Below are 18,952 nucleotides of genomic sequence, written 5' to 3'. Positions count from 1 at the left end.
CCGTCGGGGAGCGCGCAAACGGTGCGCGACCATCAAACCTGATCGACCGAAGATCTGAAGCTGATGTCGACCGTCGTTCCCGTTGGGGAACTGTCGATTTCCATCGTGTCGCTGAGCGCCCTCATCAGCACCAGACCCCGCCCGCTGTTGCCCGGGTTGGCGGCCGGTGTCTTCCAGGAACCCGCATCGACGACCCGCACCCGGATCTCACCCTCCGTGGCGTTGGCCTCGACCAGCATGAACCCGACGGGGTGTCCGCGATACGCGTGCTCGACGCAGTTGGTGCAGGCTTCGTTGACGACCAGCACGATGTCGGCGGCCAACCCATTCGCCACCCCGACAGACTGCAGCCACACCGCCAGCCGGTGCCGGATGTTGACCAAATTGTCTGCGGCGGCATCACTTTCGGTCCGGAAGTGCTTCGGCTGGTGACGGTATATCACCATCGCGACGTCGTCGTCGTACCCCGACGCCGGAGCCAGCTCACGCAGCACCGCGTCGGCGACGCCGTCCAGCGGAAGCTGCAGCGCGTCCGTCAAAACGTCTGCGGCGCGCGCGATTCCAAGGTCGATCGACTCGTGCTTGCGTTCCACCAGGCCGTCGGTGAACAGCATCAGCGTCGAGCCCGGTGGGAGTACCAACGAGGTTTGCGGGCGCGGTTCGTCTCGGCGTACCGCGAGGGGTACCGACGAGGCGTCGGTCAGCACGCTCGTCGTCGCGGGCGCGGGGCCCGCGAGCAGTGCGGGCATGTGGCCCGCGTTGCTGTACTGCAGCACCCCGGATTCGGTGTCCAGGATCGCCAGGAACACGGTGGTGCAGTAGGCGTTCGGAATGAGGGATGCCGCCGAGTCGAGCTGCTCGAGCAGCAGCGCCGGTTCGGCGCCGTTGATCAACAGCGCGCGCGCCGAGCTGCGGAGCTGACCCATGATCGCGGCCGCTGGCAGACCCCGCCCCACGCAGTCGCCGACAACGATGCCGATGCGGTGGGCACCGATCGGCAACACGTCGTACCAGTCGCCTCCGATCTCCAGCGGCGGAACGGCCGGTTCGTAGCAGACGGCAAAGCCCGGCGGCGGTTCCAGCGGCGGCAGCATCGCGCGCTGCAGCGTCAGCGACGTCTCGCGGGCGCTCTCGAACTGCCGGACATGCTGCACGGCCAGGCTCAGATGCCCGATGAGCACCGTGACCAGGAGCCGATCCTCGGCACTGACCCAGCGGGGCGTGCGAAACTCCAGCCACAACGCGAGGTCTCCCGCACCGGAGAGCACCGCGACCAATCCCTGCGCCTTGCCGGGGCTTTCGGGCCGATCGACGGTCTTGGCCGTCAGCGGCAGCTGGTGGCGCGCGTCCTGAAATGTGTTGCGCAACCACGGATCAAGGTCGCGCCAGCTCAATTCGGCGGGCTCGCCGGCCACCTGGACGGTGGGTTCCGCGTCCCCGGCCGGCCAGGAGACGGCGACCACGCGTTGCACGTCGATCGACGTCCGGCACTCGTCGAGGGTGATCGACAGCAGCTCATCGACGCTTTTGGCCACGGCCACGGCGGTGGCCAAGCGCAGCACCGCGCTTTCGCGGGCCGCAAACGCCCGTTCGGCGGTGATGTCCCGAATCGTCCCGACGAAGGCTTCCCGGTGCGTGTCGGTCTCGCGGACCGCATTGATGCTCACCGTCACCCAGGCGAGGCGGCCGTCGCGGTGCCGAATCGGTGTGTCGTACTCGGCGCCGCCCTCGCTGGCGACTCGGGCGATCTGTTGCCGCGCCGTCTTCTTGTCCACCAGCCACGGATGGGGCCAGCGATACGGCAAACCCTCCGCGGGATAGCCGAGGATGTCGATGAGGGCGTTGTTCATCTCGATCACGGTGCCCTCGTGGTCGGCGACGAAGAAGCCCTCTTGCAACGAATTCACCAGGGCGGTACGGAATTTGTCGCGGTCGGCGAGATCCTCGGCGCGGGCGCGTTGTTCCGCATAGCGCCTTGTACCGTCGATGAATCCTCGCGTCGCGACATCCAGCGGCGCCAGCGTCTGCAGCAGGAATTCCAGCGCTACCGGCGCGTCCAGCCGGACGTCCTGGGAGAGTTCGAGAAGCAGCTTGACGTGGTGCTCGACGATGTCGAGCGTGCTGATCTGTTCCTGCAGCGCCCGCCGCCCGAGTTCATGGGCGACTGCCAGGCTGTCGTCGTCGCGGCTATCGAGATGGGCCCGCAGCGCGGCGACGTATTGCGCGTGGAAGTCCTTGCCGCCGGTCACGTCGACACCCCCCGGTGACGCGCGGCGAGCACCATCGCGTCGTCGGATTCCTTGGCGTACTTGGTCAGGATCTCCTCGGCTATGGCAACGGCCGGGGCTGCGAAGTCGAGGTGGTCCAGGTGCTCCTCGTTGATGCCGTCGGTGGCGAGGACGATGAGGTCGCCGGTGCGAATCGAAATGACCTGTGCCGGGCTGATTTCGGGAATGCGATAGCCGACGATGCCCGCGGCAAGGCGCGCGCTGGATCGAACGTGGATGCCGGCCGCGTCCTTGGCGAGCAGGTTGGCGCTGACGTTGCCGACCCCGGTCCACGTCAGTGTGCTGGCCGCGAAATCGACCCGCGCCAGGGTCATCGCGGCCCCTCTGGTGCCACCCAATACCCGGTGGCAGAGCTGGATCAAAACCTCGAGCCGCTCGCCACGGGCGTCTTCGAGCGCATCGATGGCGCGCAGGGCGGCGGCCGCGGCGGCAGGACCGTGGCCGAGGCCGTCCATCACACCGAACAGGGCGGCTTCGCCGTCGATGTCGACCGCGAGACCCCGGTCGCCGGAGGTGGACTCGCCGGGCAGTGGGCGACCCGCCCTCGCCCACTCGATCGGTCCCAGCCGGCCGTGTTTATGCATGGCCCGGAACCCATTTCCACATCTCGATGACCGTTCCGCGGCCGCGAGCGGATTCCACGACCAATCGGTCCATCAGGCGCCGCGCCCCAGGCAGGCCCATGCCCAGCCCGCGGCCGGTGGAGTATCCGTCTTCCAGCGCGCGCTCGATGTCGGCGATGCCGGGGCCGTCGTCCTCGGCGCGCACCACCAGGGCCTTGCGGCCCTCCCGGTCCTCCACCGCGACCCGGACCGCACCGCGACCCGCGTAGCTGGTGATGTTGCGGGCGATTTCGGAGATCGCGGTCGCGATCATGGTGACGTCGGTCAGCGTGAATCCGAGGTCGAGGGCTAGGTCATGGCCGGCTTTGCGTGCAGCGACGATGTCGTCGGGGTTGTGGATGTCGACGACGATGTCACCCTCCACCGTCGCGCCCGATCGTCGATTTTCGATTCAGCAGGGCAAGGCCCTCTTCGAGGTCCAGGGCGGTGTTCATGTCGTCGAACGCCAGCCCCAGTTGCACCATGGCGAAGGCCACTTCGGGCTGCAGGCCCACGATCACGGTGTCCGCGCCGCGCAGCCGGGTCATGTGCGCGATGGTGCGCAGCGACCGCGCGGCGAACGAATCCATCACGTCGATGGCGGTGACGTCGACGATGATGCCCTGCGCGCGGAACCGGCTCACCCGCTCCATGAGGTCGTAGCGCAGCCGTTCGGTCTCGGAGTCGGTGAGTGCGGACTGCACCGTTGCGATGAGAATCGCGCCCTGTTTCAGGATCGGGACTGGCATGGGGTGCTCGTGCTAACGGTGGTTACCCGGTGGTCTCGCCGGTGCGGGTGACTTCGTAACCGAGCAGGCGTTCGGCTTCTTCGATACCGCCCTGCAGGTCACCGACGGCGTTCATCTTCGACAGGTCCAGCCCGATGGTCACCAGCGTCAGGGCGATCTCGGAAGACAGGCCGGTGATGATCACGCTTGCGCCCATCAGACCCGACGCGTCGACCGTCTGCACCAGGTGGTTCGCCACCGTGGAGTCGATGGTGGGCACACCGGTGATGTCGATGACCACGACCTTCGCGCGGTTGGCGCGGATGGCCCGCAGTAGCTGTTCGGTGACCTGACGGGCGCGCTGCGAATCCAGCACACCGATGATCGGCAGAATCAGCAGCTGCTCGCGCACCTGCAGCACCGGCGTCGACAGCTCGCGGATCGCCTCCTGCTGCTGGCGAATGATGCGCTCGCGCTCCTGCACGAAGCTGACGCCCACGGTGTTGGCGATGCGGTTGGCCGCCGGCTCGTAGGCGTCCAGCACCCGGTTCAGCATCCCGAACTCGGTCTGGTACTTCTCGAACAGCGAGCGGGCCAGCACGTCGCGCAGCAGCAGCACGATGCCGAGCACCTCGTCGGTTTCCACGCCTCGCGGGATGATGCGTTCCGACAGGTCGCGCGCGTAGGCCTGCAGCGCCTCCACGCTACCGGTCTCGAGCACCTCGACGTAGTTGTCGTAGACGGCCGTGGCTTCGGAGAACAGCTCCTCGGGCGTCATCGCGGTCAGCAATTGCGCCTCGGTGATTCTGCGGGCCCACTCCTCGCGCAAAACGGTCCGGTTCTGCCGCAAATGCTGGACCAGCTGCGGCAACAGACCCTCGCTGGAGACGCTGCCCGGCTGCGCGGCGGTGGTGGTGGTGGCGAAATCCGACGGCGAATCTGACATCTGGCCTCCCAAGTGCCGCGTCGCAGTGCGCAGGTTCTATGGGGAGACTAGCCTGGACCGTCGCGGGGCAGGTGTTGAGGTCTTCTTGTTTCTCGCAGTTCGCAAAGCAGGCTAGGCTTGCACCACACTTAAGGCCCAGGACGAAGGATCGCCATTGTCAGCACCTGATTCGATTACCACGTTGGTTGCGGACCACGATGGCGTGTCCGTGGTCAGTGTGAGCGGCGAAATCGACTTGGTCACCGCTCCGGCCCTGGAACAAGCCATCACCGCGGTCGTCGCGGATGGTCCGTCGGCGCTGGTCATCGATCTTTCGGCGGTGGAGTTCCTCGGCTCGGTGGGGCTGAAGATCCTCGCGGCGACCTACGAGAAACTCGGCAAGTCCACCGAGTTCGGGGTGGTCGCGCGCGGTCCGGCGACCAGACGACCAATCCACCTGACCGGCCTGGACAAGACCTTCCCGCTGTATCCGACGCTGGACGACGCGTTGACCGCGGTACGGGACGGCAAGCTCAACCACTGACGTCACCCCGGGCGTGTCGGGCCCGCCGGCCTGGGCGCGGGCGTTGGAATGTCAGTTCTCCAATGGCGCAAGGCATTTCGGCCGTAGCTAACGGGCCGTCGGCGTCGGTGGCTGCGGTACGACGGGAGGTCGCTCCACAAATGCGCCGGCTGGTGCGATGATCACGGCCATGGATGTCGACCATCCGGAGGATGACCAGCGCTGGGATCGCGAGGAACGCGGCGAAACGGAAATCCAACGGCTCGACCGCAATTGGAACAGCCTGCTGCAGGAGCTGCGGGTGGTGCAGACCGGGGTGCAGCTGCTGACCGGCTTCCTGCTCACCCTGCCGTTCCAGCAGCGCTTCGACATCCTCGGCGGGGGGCTGCGGGTGGTCTATTTGGCGACGGTGGGTTTTTCGGTCGGCGCCACGGTGTTGCTCATTTCCCCGGTGGCCATGCATCGGATGTTGTTCCGGCGGCATCGATTGCAGGTGCTGGTGTCTGCGGCACACCGGTGCGCCTATGCCGGGCTGGTGTTGCTGGGTGCCGCGCTGACCGGGGTGACCATCATCATTTTCGCCGCGGTAGCCAATCGCAACGTGGGCTTCATCGCGGGAGCGTGCGCGCTTGTCATGTTCGCGTTTTTCTGGTGGGTGTTGCCGTTGGTCCTGCGCACCCGGGGGATGTAACCATCAGGGGCTAGGCGCCAGCGCCGCGATGCGGGTGGATTCCAGGTGATCGAGGAGATCCAGCGGGCCCGCGAAGATCGGTTCGGCCCCGGCGGCCTCGAGCTCGCCTCGGGCGATGCCGCCGCTCAGCATGCCGATGCACGGCAATCCCGCGCCCGCCGCGGCGTGGGCATCCCATACGGCATCCCCGACGAACACCGCCCGGTCGGGGTTTACGCCGGCCCGGTCCAGCGCGACCTTCACGATGCCCGGCTCGGGCTTGGCGGTGTCGACGTCGCGTGACGACGTCGTTTCGGCGATGATGTCGTCGCAGCCGAGCGCCTTGCGCAGCAATTCGAGCTCGTCCTCCGGTGCCGAGCTGGCCAGCACCACCTGCAGCCCCAGCCCGGCGACCCGGCGCAGCAACGCTTGCGCGCCCGGCAACGGCTGCAGTAGGGACGCCGTCTCGCGGTAGTAGCGGCTGTGTGCGTCGCTGAGCCGCTCTTGCACGTCGTCCGGGGCGTCGTCGGATAGCGTGCGCACCAACTTCGAGCCGTCCATGCCGATGCAGCGGTGAATGTGCCAGGCCGCGACCGTGATGCCTTCGGCGTCGAAGGCACGCTGCCAGGCGTAGACGTGCAGGTAGTTGGAGTCGACGAGGGTTCCGTCTATGTCGAACAGGACCGCGGGGGCGCGAGCGGGTGTCATCGCTGCGGCATACCCACCCTGGGCCCCACCGACACGGCCGGCGGGTCGTTTCGCCGCCGCGGACCGCGGGTAGACCTGCAAGGAATTCGAGGAAACGAGCTTGGTAGGCAACCCTTTTCACTAGGAGCAATGGTGGATGATTCCCGGCACGACCCGGTTGATCATGCCCGCACCACCCGCCAGCACGCCGGCGAATCCATGAAGAACGGCGCCAATGCGCCCGGCTTGGCCGGGGTGGCGATCGCGGTCGTCGCCCTGATCGTGGGCCTGTTCGCGCTGGCTACCGGTCATGCGGTCGCCGGGTGTGTGGCGGTGATCCTGGCCGCCGTGTGCGCCGCGGCCGGCGCCGGCTGGCTGGCATACGCCCACCGCCGGGTTCGCCGGTCCGAATTGCGGCAATGGGAAGCCTCCGACGCCGACGCGCCCCCGCCCAGCAGCTGACAGGTGTGAACTGCCCCCTAACGGGGTATCGCCTGAGCCACGGGTGAGTACAGACAAGTGCGCCAACCCGGTCCTCCTCCGAAAGGAGCACCCATGGCGACAGCAAGCGATTACGACGCTCGTCGCGTGTCCGATGTCGAGGCCCCGGATCGTTCGGGCCTGCGCGAACTGACAACCACGCTCGCCCCCTCGTCCACGGCCATCGTGGACGACGACCCCAACGACATGCCTTTCTTCGAGCTGCCCGGCGCGGATCTCTCCGGTGAAGAACTCTCGGTGACGGTAATTCCCCAGCGCGCCGACGAGTTCACCTGCTCGAGCTGTTTTCTGGTGCAGCACCGCAGCCGGTTGCGCACCTCTAGTGCCGGGCTGCCGGTTTGCGCCGACTGCGCGTAGGCCCGCCGCGGCGGCCGCTGGAATAAAGTTGGGATATGGACGGCACTTTGGCGTTCGACGGCCGGTGTGGGATGTGCACCCTTGCCGTCAACCGAATCGCCCGGCTGGACCGAACCGGCCGGCTGCGCATCGAGCCGTGGCAGTCCCCGGAAGTGGCCGCGCGGGTGGGGGTGCCCGATGACCGGTTGACGGCGTCGGCGTGGTGGCTGGACTCGTCCGGCGCGGTGTTTGCGGGCGCCCACGCAATGAACGCGGCCCTGTCCGCGGCGCTCGGCACGCGGCTGCCGTTGTGGATCTACCGGATCCCGGGCATCGGCGCGCTGCAGGAGGCCGCCTACCGCTGGGTGGCCGCGCACCGATATCGATTTCGCGGTGTAACACCGCTGTGCGAGGCCGAACCGAAACGGTGCGCGTAGCCGCAGACGCGTCTCGCCTGCGCCGAATTGTCGTAGCCGTCGGCTAGCTTTTCCTCATGGAGAAGATGCTCGGGTCGCTCCTGGTGTTCGGGTTCGCTCTCCCTTGGTATTTCACTTCGAAAAGCACCGGCAGCGTGACGGCCGGATTCTCGGCGGGTCTCGGCGGCCTTGTCGTGACGTTGCTTGTCCTGCTGTGGCTTTCGGCTCGGCGGGACCGCTTCCGAGTCGGATTGCAGCGCAGGCGTGACCTCAAACGCGCGGCGTCGGAAATGGCGGCCGTCGACCAGATGTCGGGTGTCGAGTTCGAGGAATTCGTTGCGGCACAACTGCGTACGAGGGGTTGGGGTGTCACCCACACCGCCAGCACCGGCGACTACGGGGTGGACCTGATCGCCAGGAAAGGCGGCACCCGCATGGCGGTCCAATGCAAGAGGCTGGCGCGCGACGTCGGCGTCGCCGCCGTGCAGCAAGTCGTTGCCGGCGCGCGCCAGCACGGCTGCGCCCAAGCGGTCGTGGTCACGAATCAAGCGTTCACAAGGGCGGCGCGTCAGCTGGCGACCACTCATCGCTGCCGCCTCGTCGGGCGGGAGCAATTGCAGATCTGGGCCAGTGCACCACTCGCCTAGGTGGTAGCGGGCCCACCAGCAGGGCGGTACGCTCGCCGCGACCTCGATGGGTGACTGAGGAGACGAACATGCCTGCGGTGGCGGATCTTGCCCTGGGGATTGCGCCGATCGCCGGTGGAATGGCGCTCGGTGCGACGGCGGGATATCTCAAGGGTCCGGATGTCCGCCGCGCGATCAAGCAGGACATGGAACTGCTGAAGGAGCTACCCCCGGAACAGGTGGAGCGGCGGGCGCAACTCCAGGGCAGCATCGATAGCCGCATCGACGACCTGATCGCCGCCGTCAACAGATACCGATCGCTGCGCGGAGCGGCCGCCGCCTATCGCGGCGGCTGGCGCGACGTCTTGCTGTTCATCTGCGCGGTTCTGTTCACCGTCGTCTGGTGGAGCGTCGATCACCACAAGGGCAACTGGCTACCGATGTTCGTTGTTCTCATCGTGGTTTCGCTGTGGACGGCCGGGTACGCGGTCCGCGGCCTGCACCACAGCGTGGCCAACTTGTTTCGTCGAGCGGATCGACCCTGACAGTTCCTGGTCGGGGTGGCGGGATTTGAACCCACGGCCTCTTCGTCCCGAACGAAGCGCGCTACCAAGCTGCGCCACACCCCGCTTGAAGCCACGACAGCCTATCGCACGCGCCGGGCGACTGGCGAAACCCCAGGCCGCGCCCTAGGTCCAACGGCAGGAGCGCTCGAACTCGACGAGCGCGGCTGCGGGCCCGGACGGATCGAGCCCCTGCGCAGCGACCCACTCATCGCTGAAATAGGTGTCGACATAACGATCGCCGCTGTCGGCGAGCAGCGTGACCACCGAACCGCTGCGGCCCTCGGCGACCATCTCGGCGAGCACGCCGAACGCGCCCCACAGGTTGGTGCCCGTCGACGGCCCCACCCGTCGTCCCAGGACGGCGCTCACATGGCGGGCTGCGGCAATCGATGCCGCGTCCGGCACGGCGACCATGCGGTCGACCACGCCGGGCAGAAACGACGGCTCCACGCGCGGCCGGCCGATGCCTTCGATGCGGGACGACGTGGGCATCACGATGTCGTATCTGTCCTCGGCGTAGGCCGGGAAGAACGCGGAGTTCTCCGGGTCCACGACGCACAACCGGGTGGCATGTCGGCGGTAGCGGATGTAGCGGCCGATCGTCGCGCTGGTGCCGCCGGTGCCCGCGCCCACCACGATCCATTCCGGGACCGGGTGGTTCTCGTCGAGCATTTGCTCATAGATCGACTCGGCGATGTTGTTGTTGCCACGCCAGTCGGTCGCGCGCTCCGCGTTAGTGAATTGGTCCAGGTAGTGCCCGCCCGTCTCGTCGGCGACACGCTGCGCCTCGGCGTACACCTCGCTGGAGTTCTGCACGAAATGGCAACGGCCGCCTTGCGATTCGATCAGGGCGACCTTGGCGGAGCTGGTGGCGGCCGGCATCACGGCGACGAACGGCAGACCCAGCAGCGCCGCGAAGTAGGCCTCCGACACCGCCGTCGAGCCCGACGACGCCTCGACAACGGTGGTGCCCTCCGAAATCCACCCGTTGCACAGCGCGTAGAGGAACAACGAGCGCGCCAAGCGGTGCTTCAGGCTGCCGGTGATGTGGGTGGTCTCGTCCTTGAGGTACAGGGCGACATCGACATTCGGGCACCAGGCCGACGGCAGCGGGTAGCGCAACAGGTGCGTATCGGCGCTGCGACGGGCGTCGGCCTCGATCAGCCGAATCGCGTTGTCGGTCCAGGCGCGCGGCAGGCTGCGGACCGCGATCCGGGCCCGATCGCTCAACGCACCGAAACTGCCGGCTGCGTCCGGCCGAAGTTGCTGCTCGAATCTCGGCCGCCCATCGGGCTGGCGATCAACGTCAGGAGGGTCGCCTCGGGCCTACAGCAGAACCGCAGCGGCGCATACGGCGAAGTGCCGATGCCGGCCGAGACATGCAACAGCATGTTGGCGCCCCAGCGCGACGGCCCCTTGGCGCGGGACCGATCCAGGCCGCAATTGGTCACCAGGGCGCCGTAGAACGGCAGACACAGCTGCCCACCGTGGGTGTGCCCGGCCATAACCAACTGGTAGCCGTCGGCGGCGAAGCGATCCAGCACGCGCGGCTCGGGCGAATGGGTAAGCCCCAGCCGCAGGTTCGCCGCCGGGCTGGCGGGCCCCGCGATCGCGTCGTACCGGTCTCGGTCGATGTGCGGGTCATCGACGCCCGCCGCTGCGACGTGCAGGCCGGCCACCTCGAATTCACGACGGGTGTGGGTGAGGTCCAGCCAGCCGCGCTCGGTGAACGCCGCGCGCAGATCCTGCCAGGGCAGCGGCTCACCCCGGACGCGGTGCGACGGCTTGGTCACGTAGTTCGCCGGGTTTTTCAGCCGCGGCCCGAAGTAGTCGTTGCTGCCGAAGACGAAGACGCCCGGGCGGGAGAGCAGGTCGCCCAGCGTCTGGACGACCGCGGGCACCGCCTTGGGGTGCGCGAGGTTGTCGCCGGTGTTGACGACCAGGTCGGGCTCCCAGCTGGCCAGCTCGCGCAGCCAGGCCTGTTTGCGGCGTTGGTGGGGAAGCATGTGGATATCGCTGATATGCAGCACGCGCAGCGGTGTGGAACCCGGCGTCAACACGGGCATGGTTATCTCGCGCAGGACGAACGCGTTGCGCTCGACGATCGAGGCGTAACCGATGCCGGCGACGGTGGAGCCGACCGCAACGGCGCCGGTGCGTATCAGGGCGCGCAGAACATCAGCCATGCAGGCAGCCTACTGCCGCTGGTGCGCTGACACCGTATCTGCTGCGCCGCAACGCCTACGGAGGCGGCTGTCCGGGCGCCGCCGGCGGCGGTGGCGCGAGCAACGGGATCGTGATCGGCGGCAGGCCCGGAATCTCCACCACCTGCGATCCGACCGGCGGCGGCCCGCCTTCCGGCGGCGGCGGCGGAGCCGGCGGGATGCCGTTGCTGACTTGGATGGTGATGATCGACCCCGGAATCGTTGCGCCGCTTGGCGTCGTTCCGACCACCTCGCCCTGCTTAGCGGTGCTGTTGACGAAGTTGTTCTGGTCGGCGACCTGGAAACCCGCCTCCTTGATGCGCTGGCGCGCCGCGTCGATGTCCAGGCCGGCGACGCTGGGCACCCGCGATCCCGGTGACCCGTCGACGTAGCGGGGATCGGTGGGCGGCAGTTTCACCTCGCCGAAGCTGTCGGCGATCGGTTTCATCGCCGTGAACCAGGTGCGGGCCGGCTCGTTACCGCCGTACAGGTCGCCCTCGCCGCAGTGGCGCAGCGGGGCGGAGCACAGGTCCGTCGGCGTGGTCGAGTCGTCGTAGATGTAGTTCGCCGCCGCGTAGTGGCTGGTGAAGCCCACGAACGCGGAGGATCGGTGCGCCTCGGTGGTGCCGGTCTTGGCGGACACCGGCAGGTTCCAGCCGGCCGCGCCGGCCGAACCGGCCGCCGTGCCGCTGCCGACCGCGTCCTTGCTCATCGCGTTGGCCATCGTGTTGGCCAGGCCCTCGGGCACCACCTGATCGCACGTCTCGGTGGTGACGGCCACCTCGTTGCCGTTGCGGTCGATCAGCTTGTCGATCGGGTTCGGCGGGCACCACACGCCCCCAGAGGCCAGCGTGGCCGCGACATTGGACAGCTCCAACGCATTCACCTCGATCGGGCCGAGCGTGAACGAACCGATGTTCTGCCGCTTGACGAAGTCGGCCAGGCTCTCGTTGCTGTCGGGGTTGTAGTCGCGGGCGGTGCCCGGGTCGGCGTAGGACCGCAGGCCCAGCTTGATCGCCATGTCCACCGTGCGCGTCACCCCGACCTGCTGGATCAGCTTGGCGAACGCGGTGTTGGGCGAGGTGGCCAGCGCCTCGGTCACGTTCATCGAGCCCTTGTAGTTGCCGGCGTTGATCACGCACCAGGTGTCCTTGGGGCAGCCCTTGGCCCCACCGCTACCCATGCCCTTGGCCTGGAATCGGCCCGGCACCTCGAGCGTGGCGTTGATGCCCATCCCCATGTCCAGCGCCGCGGCCGTCGTGAAGATCTTGAAGACCGACCCGGCGCCGTCGCCGACCAGCGAGAACGGCTGCGGCCGCATCGTTTCACCGGCGTCGAGGTTGAGGCCGTAGGTGCGGTTGCTGGCCATCGCCATCACGTGATGGGAGGTCTTGCCCGGCTGGATCACGCTCATCACACTCGAGATGCCCGGCAGCGTCGGGCTGGCGAACTTGTCGATGGCCGCCTTGACCGGGATCTGCACGTCCGGGTTGAGCGTCGTGCGGATCAGGTAGCCGCCCCTGGCGACTTGTTCCTTGCTGATCCCGGCGCGAGACAGATACTCCTGCACGTAGTCGCAGAAGAACGCGCGGTCGCCGGCCGCGATGCAGCCCCGGGGCAGCTCGTTGGGTTGCGGCAAGACCCCCAGCGGCTGGGCCTTGGCGGCGCGCAGGGCGTCGGCCTCCTGCGGAATGTTCTCGATCATGGTGTCCAGCACCAGGTTCCGCCGGGCCAGCGCGCCGTCCGGGTTCGTGTACGGGTTCAGCGTGCTGGTGGACTGCACCATGCCCGCCAGCAGCGCCGCCTGTTGCCAGTTCAGATCCGACGCGTTGATGCCGAAGTAGGTCTGCGCCGCGTCCTGCACGCCGAACGAGTTGTTACCGAACGAGACGAGATTGAGGTAGCGGGTCAGGATCTCCGGCTTGGTGAACGTCTTGTCCAGCGTCAGGGCCATCCGGATCTCGCGCAGCTTGCGGGCCGGGGTGGTCTCGACGGCGGCGCGCTTCTCGGCGTCGGTCTGGGCGGTCACCAGCAGCTGGTAGTTCTTGATGTACTGCTGCTCGATGGTCGAGCCGCCGCGAGTGTCGACGTCGCCGCGCGCATAGCCGGCCAGCCCGGTCAGCGTGCCTTTCCAGTCCACGCCGGCGTGTTCGGCGAAACGCTTGTCCTCGATCGAGACGATCGCCAGCTTCATCGTGTTGGCGATCTTGTCGGTGGGCACCTCGAACCGGCGCTGCGAGTACAGCCAGGCGATCACGTTGCCCTTCGCGTCGACCATCGTCGACACCGCAGGCACCTGTCCCTCGACGAGCTGGGCCGAGCCGTTGGCCACCACTTCGGACGCCCGGTTCGACATCAGGCCCACCCCGCCCGCGAGGGGGAACATCAGCGCGGTCGCGACCACGCTGGCCAGTAAGCAGCACCCCAGAAGCTTGAGAATCGTGAGAACTACCGGGGGGCGCTCTGGCATGCGTACTACAGTAACGGCCCCCTGTCGCCCGACGTTTCCGTTAATTTGAACCGGCCGCCGAAGCGGGCCGTGACCAGGGAACTTGATGACCGTCGCCAGCCAATATTTTCGGTTGCGTCACGAATCGGGTGCCAAAAGTGGGTACACGACGTTACGTGCAGGCCTATGATTCTGGGCGAGACGGCACGATCGTCCCAAAAAAGTGTTATGAGACTGTTGCGCAATTGGCACCTGACCACCTAACTTAGACACACGGTGAGATGCAGGTAACACCGAAACTCACAGTGTGGCGTAGATCGCAGCAGGGGTCTGCACCCGAGGGAGGCGGTCGCGAATTGCGACCGGGAGGAAGGGAACAGCTCGTGTCAGTAACACGACCGGCCGCGCGTCGGACGAACATCGCGGCTGCACAGGGGGTATTACGTAGCGTTGACGCGGAAGAGCGGATTGCCTGGGTGTCCAAGGCACTCTGCCGGACAACCGATCCGGACGAACTGTTCGTCCGCGGCGCCGCCCAGCGCAAGGCCGCAGTGATCTGCCGTCACTGCCCGGTAATGCAGGAGTGCGGTGCCGACGCGCTCGATAACAAGGTCGAGTTCGGAGTGTGGGGCGGCATGACCGAGCGTCAGCGCCGAGCTCTGCTCAAGCAGCACCCCGAGGTCGTCTCCTGGTCGGATTTCTTCGACAAGCGCAGGAGTCGCGGCGTCGGCTGACTCTCCGGCACCGATAAATAGGCCGCCGGCTACTCGGGCCGCTCCCAGGTAGCCCACCGCCCGCAAGGCTCGCTCATCATTACGGTTCTGTTACAGCGCAGGATGCCGGCTTTTATTGGGCCGTGTCCAATATGAAGTGGCTTGTGCGCAATAAGGATTCGCCAGCTACAACTGACCCGTGTCAAATAGGCCGGCTGGGCCGGAAGCGGGTCTAAACCACGCGTTTAGGGTTGCGGGACCCGCTATTTATCGTGCCGCCGCGAGCCCGTTGCCGGCCGCAGTGATCTGATCGGCGAGCGCCCGCAGGGCCTCCAGATCCGAAACATCGAACGGCAGCGACGGCACCCCGATGACCGGCACGTGCGGGTTGGCTCCGGTAAAACGGGACAGCAGCCGGATCTCGCGCTTGGCGGTTTGGGCGCGATCGGCATGGATTTGCAGGATGGCCGCGGCCAGCGAAGCGGCCTCGGAGTCCGCCTCCGTCTCCAGCGTTTCGCGTCCGTCGATCGCCCGCTCCGCCGGCAAAGAGCACAACGTCGGGTGGGTGCGGTTCAAGACCAGCCCGGCGAGCGGCATGCCCTCCTGCGAAAGCCGATCGACGAAGAAGGATGCCTCGCGCAGCGCGTCCGGCTCGGCCGCGGATACCACCACGAACTGCGTGCCGCGCCTCTTCAGCAGGGCATACGTGCGGTCCGCCTTCTCGCGGAACCCGCCGAACGTGGCGTCCAGCGATTGCACGAACGCCGCCGCGTCGGCCAGCATTTGCGAACCGAGCACGGTCGACAGCGCCTTCATCGCCAAACTCATCGCGCCGGTCACCAGCCGCCCGATGCCCCGGCCGGGGGCGAGCAGCAGTCGCCACAGCCGGCTGTCCATGAAGCTGCCCAGCCGTTTCGGCGCATCCAAGAAATCCAGCGCGTTGCGCGACGGGGGAGTGTCGACTACGACCAGGTCCCACCGGTCCTGGCTCAGCAGTTGACCGAGCTTCTCCATCGCCATGTACTCCTGCGTCCCGGCGAGCGAGGTGGCGACCGTCTGATAGAACTGGTTGTCCAGAATGGCTTGTGCCCGATCGGGTCCGGAGTATTGGACCACCATCTCGTCGAAGGTGCGGCGCATGTCCAGCATCATCGCGTGCAGCTCACCGGTGACTTCGGGCGCGAGCGCCACCCGCTGCGGCGTGTTGCCGAGGTCGTTCACACCCAACGCCTGCGCCAACCGCTTGGCCGGGTCGATCGTCAAAACGCATACGGTGCGGCCATATTCGGCCGCACGCAACGCCATCGCGGCCGCGGTGGTGGTCTTGCCCACGCCGCCGGCGCCGCAGCACACCACCACCCGGTTGGAGGTGTCGGCCAGGATGGCAGCCATATCAAGGGTTTTGGGCGTGACGCTCATCGAACCCCCTGTTGTGCAAGCGATTCCGAAAGTTCGTACAGGCTCCCGAGGTCTACGCCGTCGGAGATCGCCGGCAGTTCCAGCCGGGGGACGTTCAACGCGTCGAGCTGTTGCGCGGTCTCGGCGCGCGCTGCGATCCGCGTCGCGTGTTGGATGGTTTCGGTCAGCAGACCGGCGAAATCGGTGTCGCTGAGCTTGATTCCGGCCATCTCGAGCCCGGCCCGCACCGAATCCGCGTCGACGTCACCCTCGGCGGCCTTGGCCAGGTCGCGGGGCTCCAGATACGACGGGATGTTCCGATTGACGATCACGCTGCCGATCGGCAGCCCCATCTCCGCGAGTTCTTCGATGGCCTCCATCGTTTCCTGCACCGGCAGCGCTTCGAGCAGGGTGACCAGGTGGATGGCGGTTTGGTCGGAGTGCAGCAACCGCACCACGCCCTCGCTCTGCGAGTGCACCGGCCCGCCCTTGGCCAGGTCCGACACCGCCTTGGTGACGTCGAGGAAACGGGCGATGCGGCCGGTCGGCGGCGCGTCGACGACGATCGCGTCGTAGACCGGGTTCTTAGACCCCTTGTCCTGGCGGACGACGGCCTCCTTGATCTTGCCGGTGAGCAGCACGTCGCGCAGACCGGGCGCGATCGTCGTCGCGAACTCGATCGCGCCGATCCGGCGCATCGCCCGGCCCGCGATGCCGAGGTTGTAGAACATGTCGAGGTATTCCAGGAACGCGGCTTCGATGTCGATGGCCAGCGCGTTGACCTGACCGCCGCGTTCGGCGCTCGCGATCTTCAGCTCTTGATAGGGCAGGGGCGGGACGTCGAAAAGTTGCGCAATCCCTTGGCGCCCTTCGACTTCCACGAGGAGGACCTTGCGGCCCCCCGCCGCCAGGGTCAGCGCCAGCGCGGCCGCGATCGTCGACTTACCCGTGCCGCCCTTGCCGGTCACAAAATGCAAGCGGGCCTTAGACAGGCGCGCCGGCCAGCCGACGGAGCTACCGCTGCCAGGTGTGGTTGCCACCATCGCATGCTAGCCCGAGCAATGCTCGGGCTGACCAGAGCCGTTGAGGTCCGACCGATAAGCTCGCGGCATGAGCCAGGCATGGGAGTACGTGACCGTTCCGCTGCTGACGCACGCCACCAAACAGATCCTCGACCAGTGGGGCGAAGACGGGTGGGAGCTGGTGGCGGTGCTGCCGGGGCCCACCGGTGAGCAGCACGTCGCGTATCTGAAGCGTCCCAAATAAAGGGCCCGCGTTCATGACCGCATCGGCCCGGCTCGGCCAGCTCGGCGTCACGCTTCCACAGGTGGTTGCGCCGCTGGCCGCCTATGTTCCGGCGGTGCGCACCGGCAACCTGGTCTATACCGCGGGGCAGCTGCCGATGGAGGCCGGCAAGCTCGCACGCACCGGCAAGGTCGGCGCGGAGATCACCCCCGATGAGGGCAAGGCGTTGGCGCGCCTCTGCGCGCTCAACGCGCTGGCCGCGGTGGACTCGCTGGTCGGCATCGATGCGGTGACCCGGGTGGTCAAGGTTGTCGGGTTCGTCGCGTCCGCTTCCGGTTTCCACGGCCAGCCCGGCGTGATCAACGGGGCCTCGGAGCTGCTCGCCGAGGTGTTCGGCGACAACGGCGCGCACGCGCGGTCCGCGGTCGGCGTCGCCGAGCTGCCGCTGGATGCGCCGGTGGAAGTCGAGTTGATCGTGGAGGTCGGCTAACGACCGTGACCGAGGCTGCTGCGTCGTTGAGCCATCCCGCATACGGCAGGTTGCGGGCGGTCACCGACACTGCCTCGGTCCTGCTGGCCGACAACCCCGGCTTGCTGACGCTGGAGGGCACGAACACCTGGGTGTTGCGCGGCCCGCGCAGCGACGAGCTGGTGATCGTCGACCCGGGGCCCGACGACGATCAGCACATCGACAACATCGCCGCGCTGGGCCGCGTCGCGTTGGTACTGATCAGTCATCGCCACGGCGACCACACCGACGGCATCGACAAGCTGGTCGAGCGGACCGGCGCCGTCGTGCGCTCGGCGGGCAGCGGGTTTCTGCGCGGCCTCGGCGGTGAGCTGACCGACGGCGAGGTGATCGATGCGGCCGGCCTGAAGATCACCGTGCTGGCGACCCCGGGGCATACCGCCGATTCGATGTCGTTCCTGCTCGACGACGCCGTGCTGACCGCGGACACCGTGCTGGGCCGCGGCACCACCGTCATCGACAAGGAAGACGGCAGCCTGGCCGACTACCTGGAAACGCTGCGGCGGCTGCGCGGCCTGGGCCGGCGTGCCGTGTTGCCCGGGCACGGACCGAATCTGGCCGACCTGGAGACCGTCGCCGCCGGGTACTTGATGCATCGCCACGAGCGCCTCGAGCAGGTGCGCGCCGCGCTGTGGGACCTCGGCGAGGAGGCGACGACGCGCGAGATCGTCGAATACGTCTACGTCGACGTCGACGAGAAGCTCTGGGACGCGGCCGAATGGTCCGTTCAGGCCCAACTGGACTACCTGCGCCGAGACTGACTACCTACGTCGAGACTGTAATTTTGCAGAAGAAGTGCGAGTAGAGGCCTGCAAAATTACAGGCTCGACGCAAACGCGCTTACCGGGCGCGGCGGGCCAGCCGTTCGGAGTCCGAGATCAGCACGCTCTTGCCCTCCAGCCGGATCCAGCCGCGGTGGGCGAAATCGGCGAGCGCCTTGTTCACGGTCTCCCGGGAGGCGCCGACCAGCTGGGCGATCTCCTCTTGCGTCAGGTCATGGGTGACCCGCATCGCGCCACCCTCCTGCGTGCCGAAACGCTGCGCGAGCTGCAGCAGCTGTTTGGCCACCCGGCCGGGCACGTCGGTGAAGATGAGGTCGGCCAGATTGTTGTTGGTCCGCCGCAACCGCCGGGCCAGCACCCGCAACAGCTGCTCGGCGATCTCCGGGCGGTCGGCGATCCAGGCCCGCAGCGCGTCGCGGTCCATCGACACCGCGCGCACCTCGGTGATCGTCGTCGCGCTGGAAGTCCGTGGCCCCGGGTCGAAGATCGACAATTCGCCGAACATGTCCGACGGGCCCATGATCGTCAGCAGGTTCTCCCGGCCGTCCGGTGAGCGGCGCCCGATCTTGACCTTCCCCGCGACAATGATGTACAGCCGATCGCCCGGCTCCCCTTCCGCGAAAACCGTGTGCCCACGGGGGAAGTCGACGGGTTGGAGCTGCTTGGTCAGTGCGGTGACCGCGCCAGGCTCAACCCCTTGGAAGATTCCTGCCCTTGCCAGGATCTCGTCCACGTTGCCTCTTCAGCTTTCCAACGATGTGATA

Annotated in this window: 23 protein-coding genes and 1 tRNA gene; 11 read left to right on the top strand and 13 right to left on the bottom strand. The window is 67.3% G+C overall.

The window, feature by feature from the left end; all coding sequences use genetic code 11:
* Nucleotides 1-32: 32 nt before the first annotated feature.
* From A5736_RS14915 to A5736_RS14895, 5 genes are read right to left on the bottom strand one after another with little or no spacing between them, the layout of a single operon-like run.
* Entirely contained in the window at nucleotides 33-2,249 is a 2,217-nt protein-coding gene (locus A5736_RS14915; protein WP_076247011.1) for a SpoIIE family protein phosphatase, read from the bottom strand.
* Nucleotides 2,246-2,872: a SpoIIE family protein phosphatase gene (locus tag A5736_RS14910; RefSeq protein WP_076247010.1), complete on the bottom strand. Its 627-nt coding sequence runs from the start codon at nucleotides 2,870-2,872 to the stop codon at nucleotides 2,246-2,248. Before A5736_RS14910 ends, A5736_RS14915 begins: the two co-directional genes overlap by 4 nt.
* Complete coding sequence (locus tag A5736_RS14905; RefSeq protein WP_076125328.1) at nucleotides 2,865-3,275, bottom strand: anti-sigma regulatory factor; 411 nt, start codon at nucleotides 3,273-3,275, stop codon at nucleotides 2,865-2,867. Before A5736_RS14905 ends, A5736_RS14910 begins: the two co-directional genes overlap by 8 nt.
* The gene (locus tag A5736_RS14900) at nucleotides 3,265-3,639 is read right to left on the bottom strand and encodes an STAS domain-containing protein (RefSeq protein ID WP_076059753.1); all 375 of its coding nucleotides are present in this window, start codon (nucleotides 3,637-3,639) and stop codon (nucleotides 3,265-3,267) included. The genes A5736_RS14905 and A5736_RS14900 overlap by 11 nt, the downstream gene beginning before the upstream one ends.
* A gap of 22 nt (nucleotides 3,640-3,661) precedes the next feature.
* Nucleotides 3,662-4,564 carry an STAS domain-containing protein gene (locus A5736_RS14895; RefSeq protein WP_076125331.1) on the bottom strand — a complete coding sequence of 301 codons (903 nt, stop codon included), beginning with the start codon at nucleotides 4,562-4,564 and terminating at the stop codon, nucleotides 3,662-3,664.
* Between the two features lie 154 nt (nucleotides 4,565-4,718).
* On the opposite strand from A5736_RS14895, the gene A5736_RS14890 reads away from it, so the two are divergent.
* Nucleotides 4,719-5,087 carry an STAS domain-containing protein gene (locus A5736_RS14890; protein ID WP_233148049.1) on the top strand — a complete coding sequence of 123 codons (369 nt, stop codon included), beginning with the start codon at nucleotides 4,719-4,721 and terminating at the stop codon, nucleotides 5,085-5,087.
* Between the two features lie 169 nt (nucleotides 5,088-5,256).
* Nucleotides 5,257-5,757: a DUF6328 family protein gene (locus A5736_RS14885; protein WP_076247024.1), complete on the top strand. Its 501-nt coding sequence runs from the start codon at nucleotides 5,257-5,259 to the stop codon at nucleotides 5,755-5,757.
* Nucleotides 5,758-5,760: 3 nt separating this feature from the next.
* Here the strand turns inward: A5736_RS14885 and A5736_RS14880 are convergent, their stop codons facing one another.
* Complete coding sequence (locus A5736_RS14880; protein WP_076247008.1) at nucleotides 5,761-6,444, bottom strand: HAD family hydrolase; 684 nt, start codon at nucleotides 6,442-6,444, stop codon at nucleotides 5,761-5,763.
* Between the two features lie 129 nt (nucleotides 6,445-6,573).
* On the opposite strand from A5736_RS14880, the gene A5736_RS14875 reads away from it, so the two are divergent.
* The 5 genes from A5736_RS14875 (at nucleotide 6,574) to A5736_RS14855 (ending at nucleotide 8,847) form a co-directional block, all read left to right on the top strand.
* Nucleotides 6,574-6,885 carry a hypothetical protein gene (locus A5736_RS14875; RefSeq protein WP_083667447.1) on the top strand — a complete coding sequence of 104 codons (312 nt, stop codon included), beginning with the start codon at nucleotides 6,574-6,576 and terminating at the stop codon, nucleotides 6,883-6,885.
* Between the two features lie 93 nt (nucleotides 6,886-6,978).
* Nucleotides 6,979-7,281 carry a DUF4193 domain-containing protein gene (locus A5736_RS14870; protein WP_076125335.1) on the top strand — a complete coding sequence of 101 codons (303 nt, stop codon included), beginning with the start codon at nucleotides 6,979-6,981 and terminating at the stop codon, nucleotides 7,279-7,281.
* 35 nt (nucleotides 7,282-7,316) lie between these two features.
* Nucleotides 7,317-7,697, top strand: coding sequence for a thiol-disulfide oxidoreductase DCC family protein (locus tag A5736_RS14865; RefSeq protein ID WP_076125337.1), 381 nt, complete (start codon nucleotides 7,317-7,319; stop codon nucleotides 7,695-7,697).
* 56 nt (nucleotides 7,698-7,753) lie between these two features.
* Nucleotides 7,754-8,323: a restriction endonuclease gene (locus A5736_RS14860; protein ID WP_076247006.1), complete on the top strand. Its 570-nt coding sequence runs from the start codon at nucleotides 7,754-7,756 to the stop codon at nucleotides 8,321-8,323.
* A gap of 68 nt (nucleotides 8,324-8,391) precedes the next feature.
* Nucleotides 8,392-8,847, top strand: a complete 456-nt coding sequence (locus tag A5736_RS14855) for a hypothetical protein (RefSeq protein ID WP_076247004.1) — start codon at nucleotides 8,392-8,394, stop codon at nucleotides 8,845-8,847.
* Between the two features lie 7 nt (nucleotides 8,848-8,854).
* Here the strand turns inward: A5736_RS14855 and A5736_RS14850 are convergent.
* The 4 genes from A5736_RS14850 to ponA2 form a co-directional block, all read right to left on the bottom strand.
* A tRNA-Pro gene (locus tag A5736_RS14850) sits at nucleotides 8,855-8,931 on the bottom strand.
* A 60-nt stretch (nucleotides 8,932-8,991) separates the two neighbouring features.
* The gene (locus A5736_RS14845; RefSeq protein WP_076247002.1) at nucleotides 8,992-10,098 is read right to left on the bottom strand and encodes a PLP-dependent cysteine synthase family protein; all 1,107 of its coding nucleotides are present in this window, start codon (nucleotides 10,096-10,098) and stop codon (nucleotides 8,992-8,994) included.
* Nucleotides 10,095-11,054, bottom strand: a complete 960-nt coding sequence (locus tag A5736_RS14840) for a metallophosphoesterase (RefSeq protein WP_076247001.1) — start codon at nucleotides 11,052-11,054, stop codon at nucleotides 10,095-10,097. The genes A5736_RS14845 and A5736_RS14840 overlap by 4 nt, the downstream gene beginning before the upstream one ends.
* Before the next feature lie 55 nt (nucleotides 11,055-11,109).
* Nucleotides 11,110-13,542: a transglycosylase/D,D-transpeptidase PonA2 gene (gene ponA2 / locus A5736_RS14835; RefSeq protein ID WP_076125347.1), complete on the bottom strand. Its 2,433-nt coding sequence runs from the start codon at nucleotides 13,540-13,542 to the stop codon at nucleotides 11,110-11,112.
* A 362-nt stretch (nucleotides 13,543-13,904) separates the two neighbouring features.
* Between ponA2 and A5736_RS14830 the strand changes: the two genes are divergently transcribed.
* Nucleotides 13,905-14,255 (top strand): WhiB family transcriptional regulator, encoded by a 351-nt coding sequence (locus A5736_RS14830; protein WP_076059777.1) that lies wholly within the window; start codon nucleotides 13,905-13,907, stop codon nucleotides 14,253-14,255.
* A 246-nt stretch (nucleotides 14,256-14,501) separates the two neighbouring features.
* On the opposite strand, the gene A5736_RS14825 is transcribed toward A5736_RS14830, so the two are convergent.
* Together A5736_RS14825 and A5736_RS14820 are read right to left on the bottom strand one after the other, a co-directional pair.
* Nucleotides 14,502-15,653, bottom strand: coding sequence for an ArsA family ATPase (locus tag A5736_RS14825; protein WP_076125349.1), 1,152 nt, complete (start codon nucleotides 15,651-15,653; stop codon nucleotides 14,502-14,504).
* Nucleotides 15,650-16,675 carry an ArsA-related P-loop ATPase gene (locus tag A5736_RS14820; RefSeq protein WP_076059781.1) on the bottom strand — a complete coding sequence of 342 codons (1,026 nt, stop codon included), beginning with the start codon at nucleotides 16,673-16,675 and terminating at the stop codon, nucleotides 15,650-15,652. Before A5736_RS14820 ends, A5736_RS14825 begins: the two co-directional genes overlap by 4 nt.
* Before the next feature lie 67 nt (nucleotides 16,676-16,742).
* Between A5736_RS14820 and A5736_RS25995 the strand changes: the two genes are divergently transcribed.
* From A5736_RS25995 to A5736_RS14805, 3 genes are read left to right on the top strand one after another with little or no spacing between them, the layout of a single operon-like run.
* Nucleotides 16,743-16,898 (top strand): DUF4177 domain-containing protein, encoded by a 156-nt coding sequence (locus A5736_RS25995; protein WP_076125353.1) that lies wholly within the window; start codon nucleotides 16,743-16,745, stop codon nucleotides 16,896-16,898.
* A gap of 13 nt (nucleotides 16,899-16,911) precedes the next feature.
* On the top strand, nucleotides 16,912-17,367 hold the full coding sequence (locus tag A5736_RS14810) for a RidA family protein (RefSeq protein ID WP_076125355.1): 456 nt from the start codon (nucleotides 16,912-16,914) through the stop codon (nucleotides 17,365-17,367).
* 5 nt (nucleotides 17,368-17,372) lie between these two features.
* The gene (locus A5736_RS14805) at nucleotides 17,373-18,167 is read left to right on the top strand and encodes an MBL fold metallo-hydrolase (protein ID WP_076125357.1); all 795 of its coding nucleotides are present in this window, start codon (nucleotides 17,373-17,375) and stop codon (nucleotides 18,165-18,167) included.
* 79 nt (nucleotides 18,168-18,246) lie between these two features.
* Here A5736_RS14805 and crp read toward each other — a convergent pair whose 3' ends face one another.
* A complete protein-coding gene (gene crp, locus A5736_RS14800) occupies nucleotides 18,247-18,921 on the bottom strand; it encodes a cAMP-activated global transcriptional regulator CRP (protein ID WP_007772229.1) in 675 nt (224 codons plus the stop codon).
* Nucleotides 18,922-18,952: the final 31 nt, after the last annotated feature.

This window comes from Mycobacterium sp. SP-6446 (assembly GCF_001954045.1).
Taxonomy (GTDB): Bacteria; Actinomycetota; Actinomycetes; order Mycobacteriales; family Mycobacteriaceae; genus Mycobacterium.
This window is presented reverse-complemented; position numbering and strand designations above follow the sequence as displayed.

Excerpts from the sequence above, each read along its gene's own strand:
- A5736_RS14910 (WP_076247010.1), bottom strand. The coding sequence starts at position 2,872 with ATGCATAAACACGGCCGGCTGGGACCGATCGAGTGGGCGAGGGCGGGT.
- A5736_RS14900 (WP_076059753.1), bottom strand. The coding sequence starts at position 3,639 with ATGCCAGTCCCGATCCTGAAACAGGGCGCGATTCTCATCGCAACGGTG.
- A5736_RS14895 (WP_076125331.1), bottom strand. The coding sequence starts at position 4,564 with ATGTCAGATTCGCCGTCGGATTTCGCCACCACCACCACCGCCGCGCAG.
- A5736_RS14885 (WP_076247024.1), top strand. The coding sequence starts at position 5,257 with ATGGATGTCGACCATCCGGAGGATGACCAGCGCTGGGATCGCGAGGAA.
- A5736_RS14880 (WP_076247008.1), bottom strand. The coding sequence starts at position 6,444 with ATGACACCCGCTCGCGCCCCCGCGGTCCTGTTCGACATAGACGGAACC.
- A5736_RS14875 (WP_083667447.1), top strand. The coding sequence starts at position 6,574 with ATGGTGGATGATTCCCGGCACGACCCGGTTGATCATGCCCGCACCACC.
- A5736_RS14870 (WP_076125335.1), top strand. The coding sequence starts at position 6,979 with ATGGCGACAGCAAGCGATTACGACGCTCGTCGCGTGTCCGATGTCGAG.
- A5736_RS14865 (WP_076125337.1), top strand. The coding sequence starts at position 7,317 with ATGGACGGCACTTTGGCGTTCGACGGCCGGTGTGGGATGTGCACCCTT.
- A5736_RS14860 (WP_076247006.1), top strand. The coding sequence starts at position 7,754 with ATGGAGAAGATGCTCGGGTCGCTCCTGGTGTTCGGGTTCGCTCTCCCT.
- A5736_RS14855 (WP_076247004.1), top strand. The coding sequence starts at position 8,392 with ATGCCTGCGGTGGCGGATCTTGCCCTGGGGATTGCGCCGATCGCCGGT.
- A5736_RS14840 (WP_076247001.1), bottom strand. The coding sequence starts at position 11,054 with ATGGCTGATGTTCTGCGCGCCCTGATACGCACCGGCGCCGTTGCGGTC.
- ponA2 (WP_076125347.1), bottom strand. The coding sequence starts at position 13,542 with ATGCCAGAGCGCCCCCCGGTAGTTCTCACGATTCTCAAGCTTCTGGGG.
- A5736_RS14825 (WP_076125349.1), bottom strand. The coding sequence starts at position 15,653 with ATGAGCGTCACGCCCAAAACCCTTGATATGGCTGCCATCCTGGCCGAC.
- A5736_RS14820 (WP_076059781.1), bottom strand. The coding sequence starts at position 16,675 with ATGGTGGCAACCACACCTGGCAGCGGTAGCTCCGTCGGCTGGCCGGCG.
- A5736_RS25995 (WP_076125353.1), top strand. The coding sequence starts at position 16,743 with ATGAGCCAGGCATGGGAGTACGTGACCGTTCCGCTGCTGACGCACGCC.
- A5736_RS14810 (WP_076125355.1), top strand. The coding sequence starts at position 16,912 with ATGACCGCATCGGCCCGGCTCGGCCAGCTCGGCGTCACGCTTCCACAG.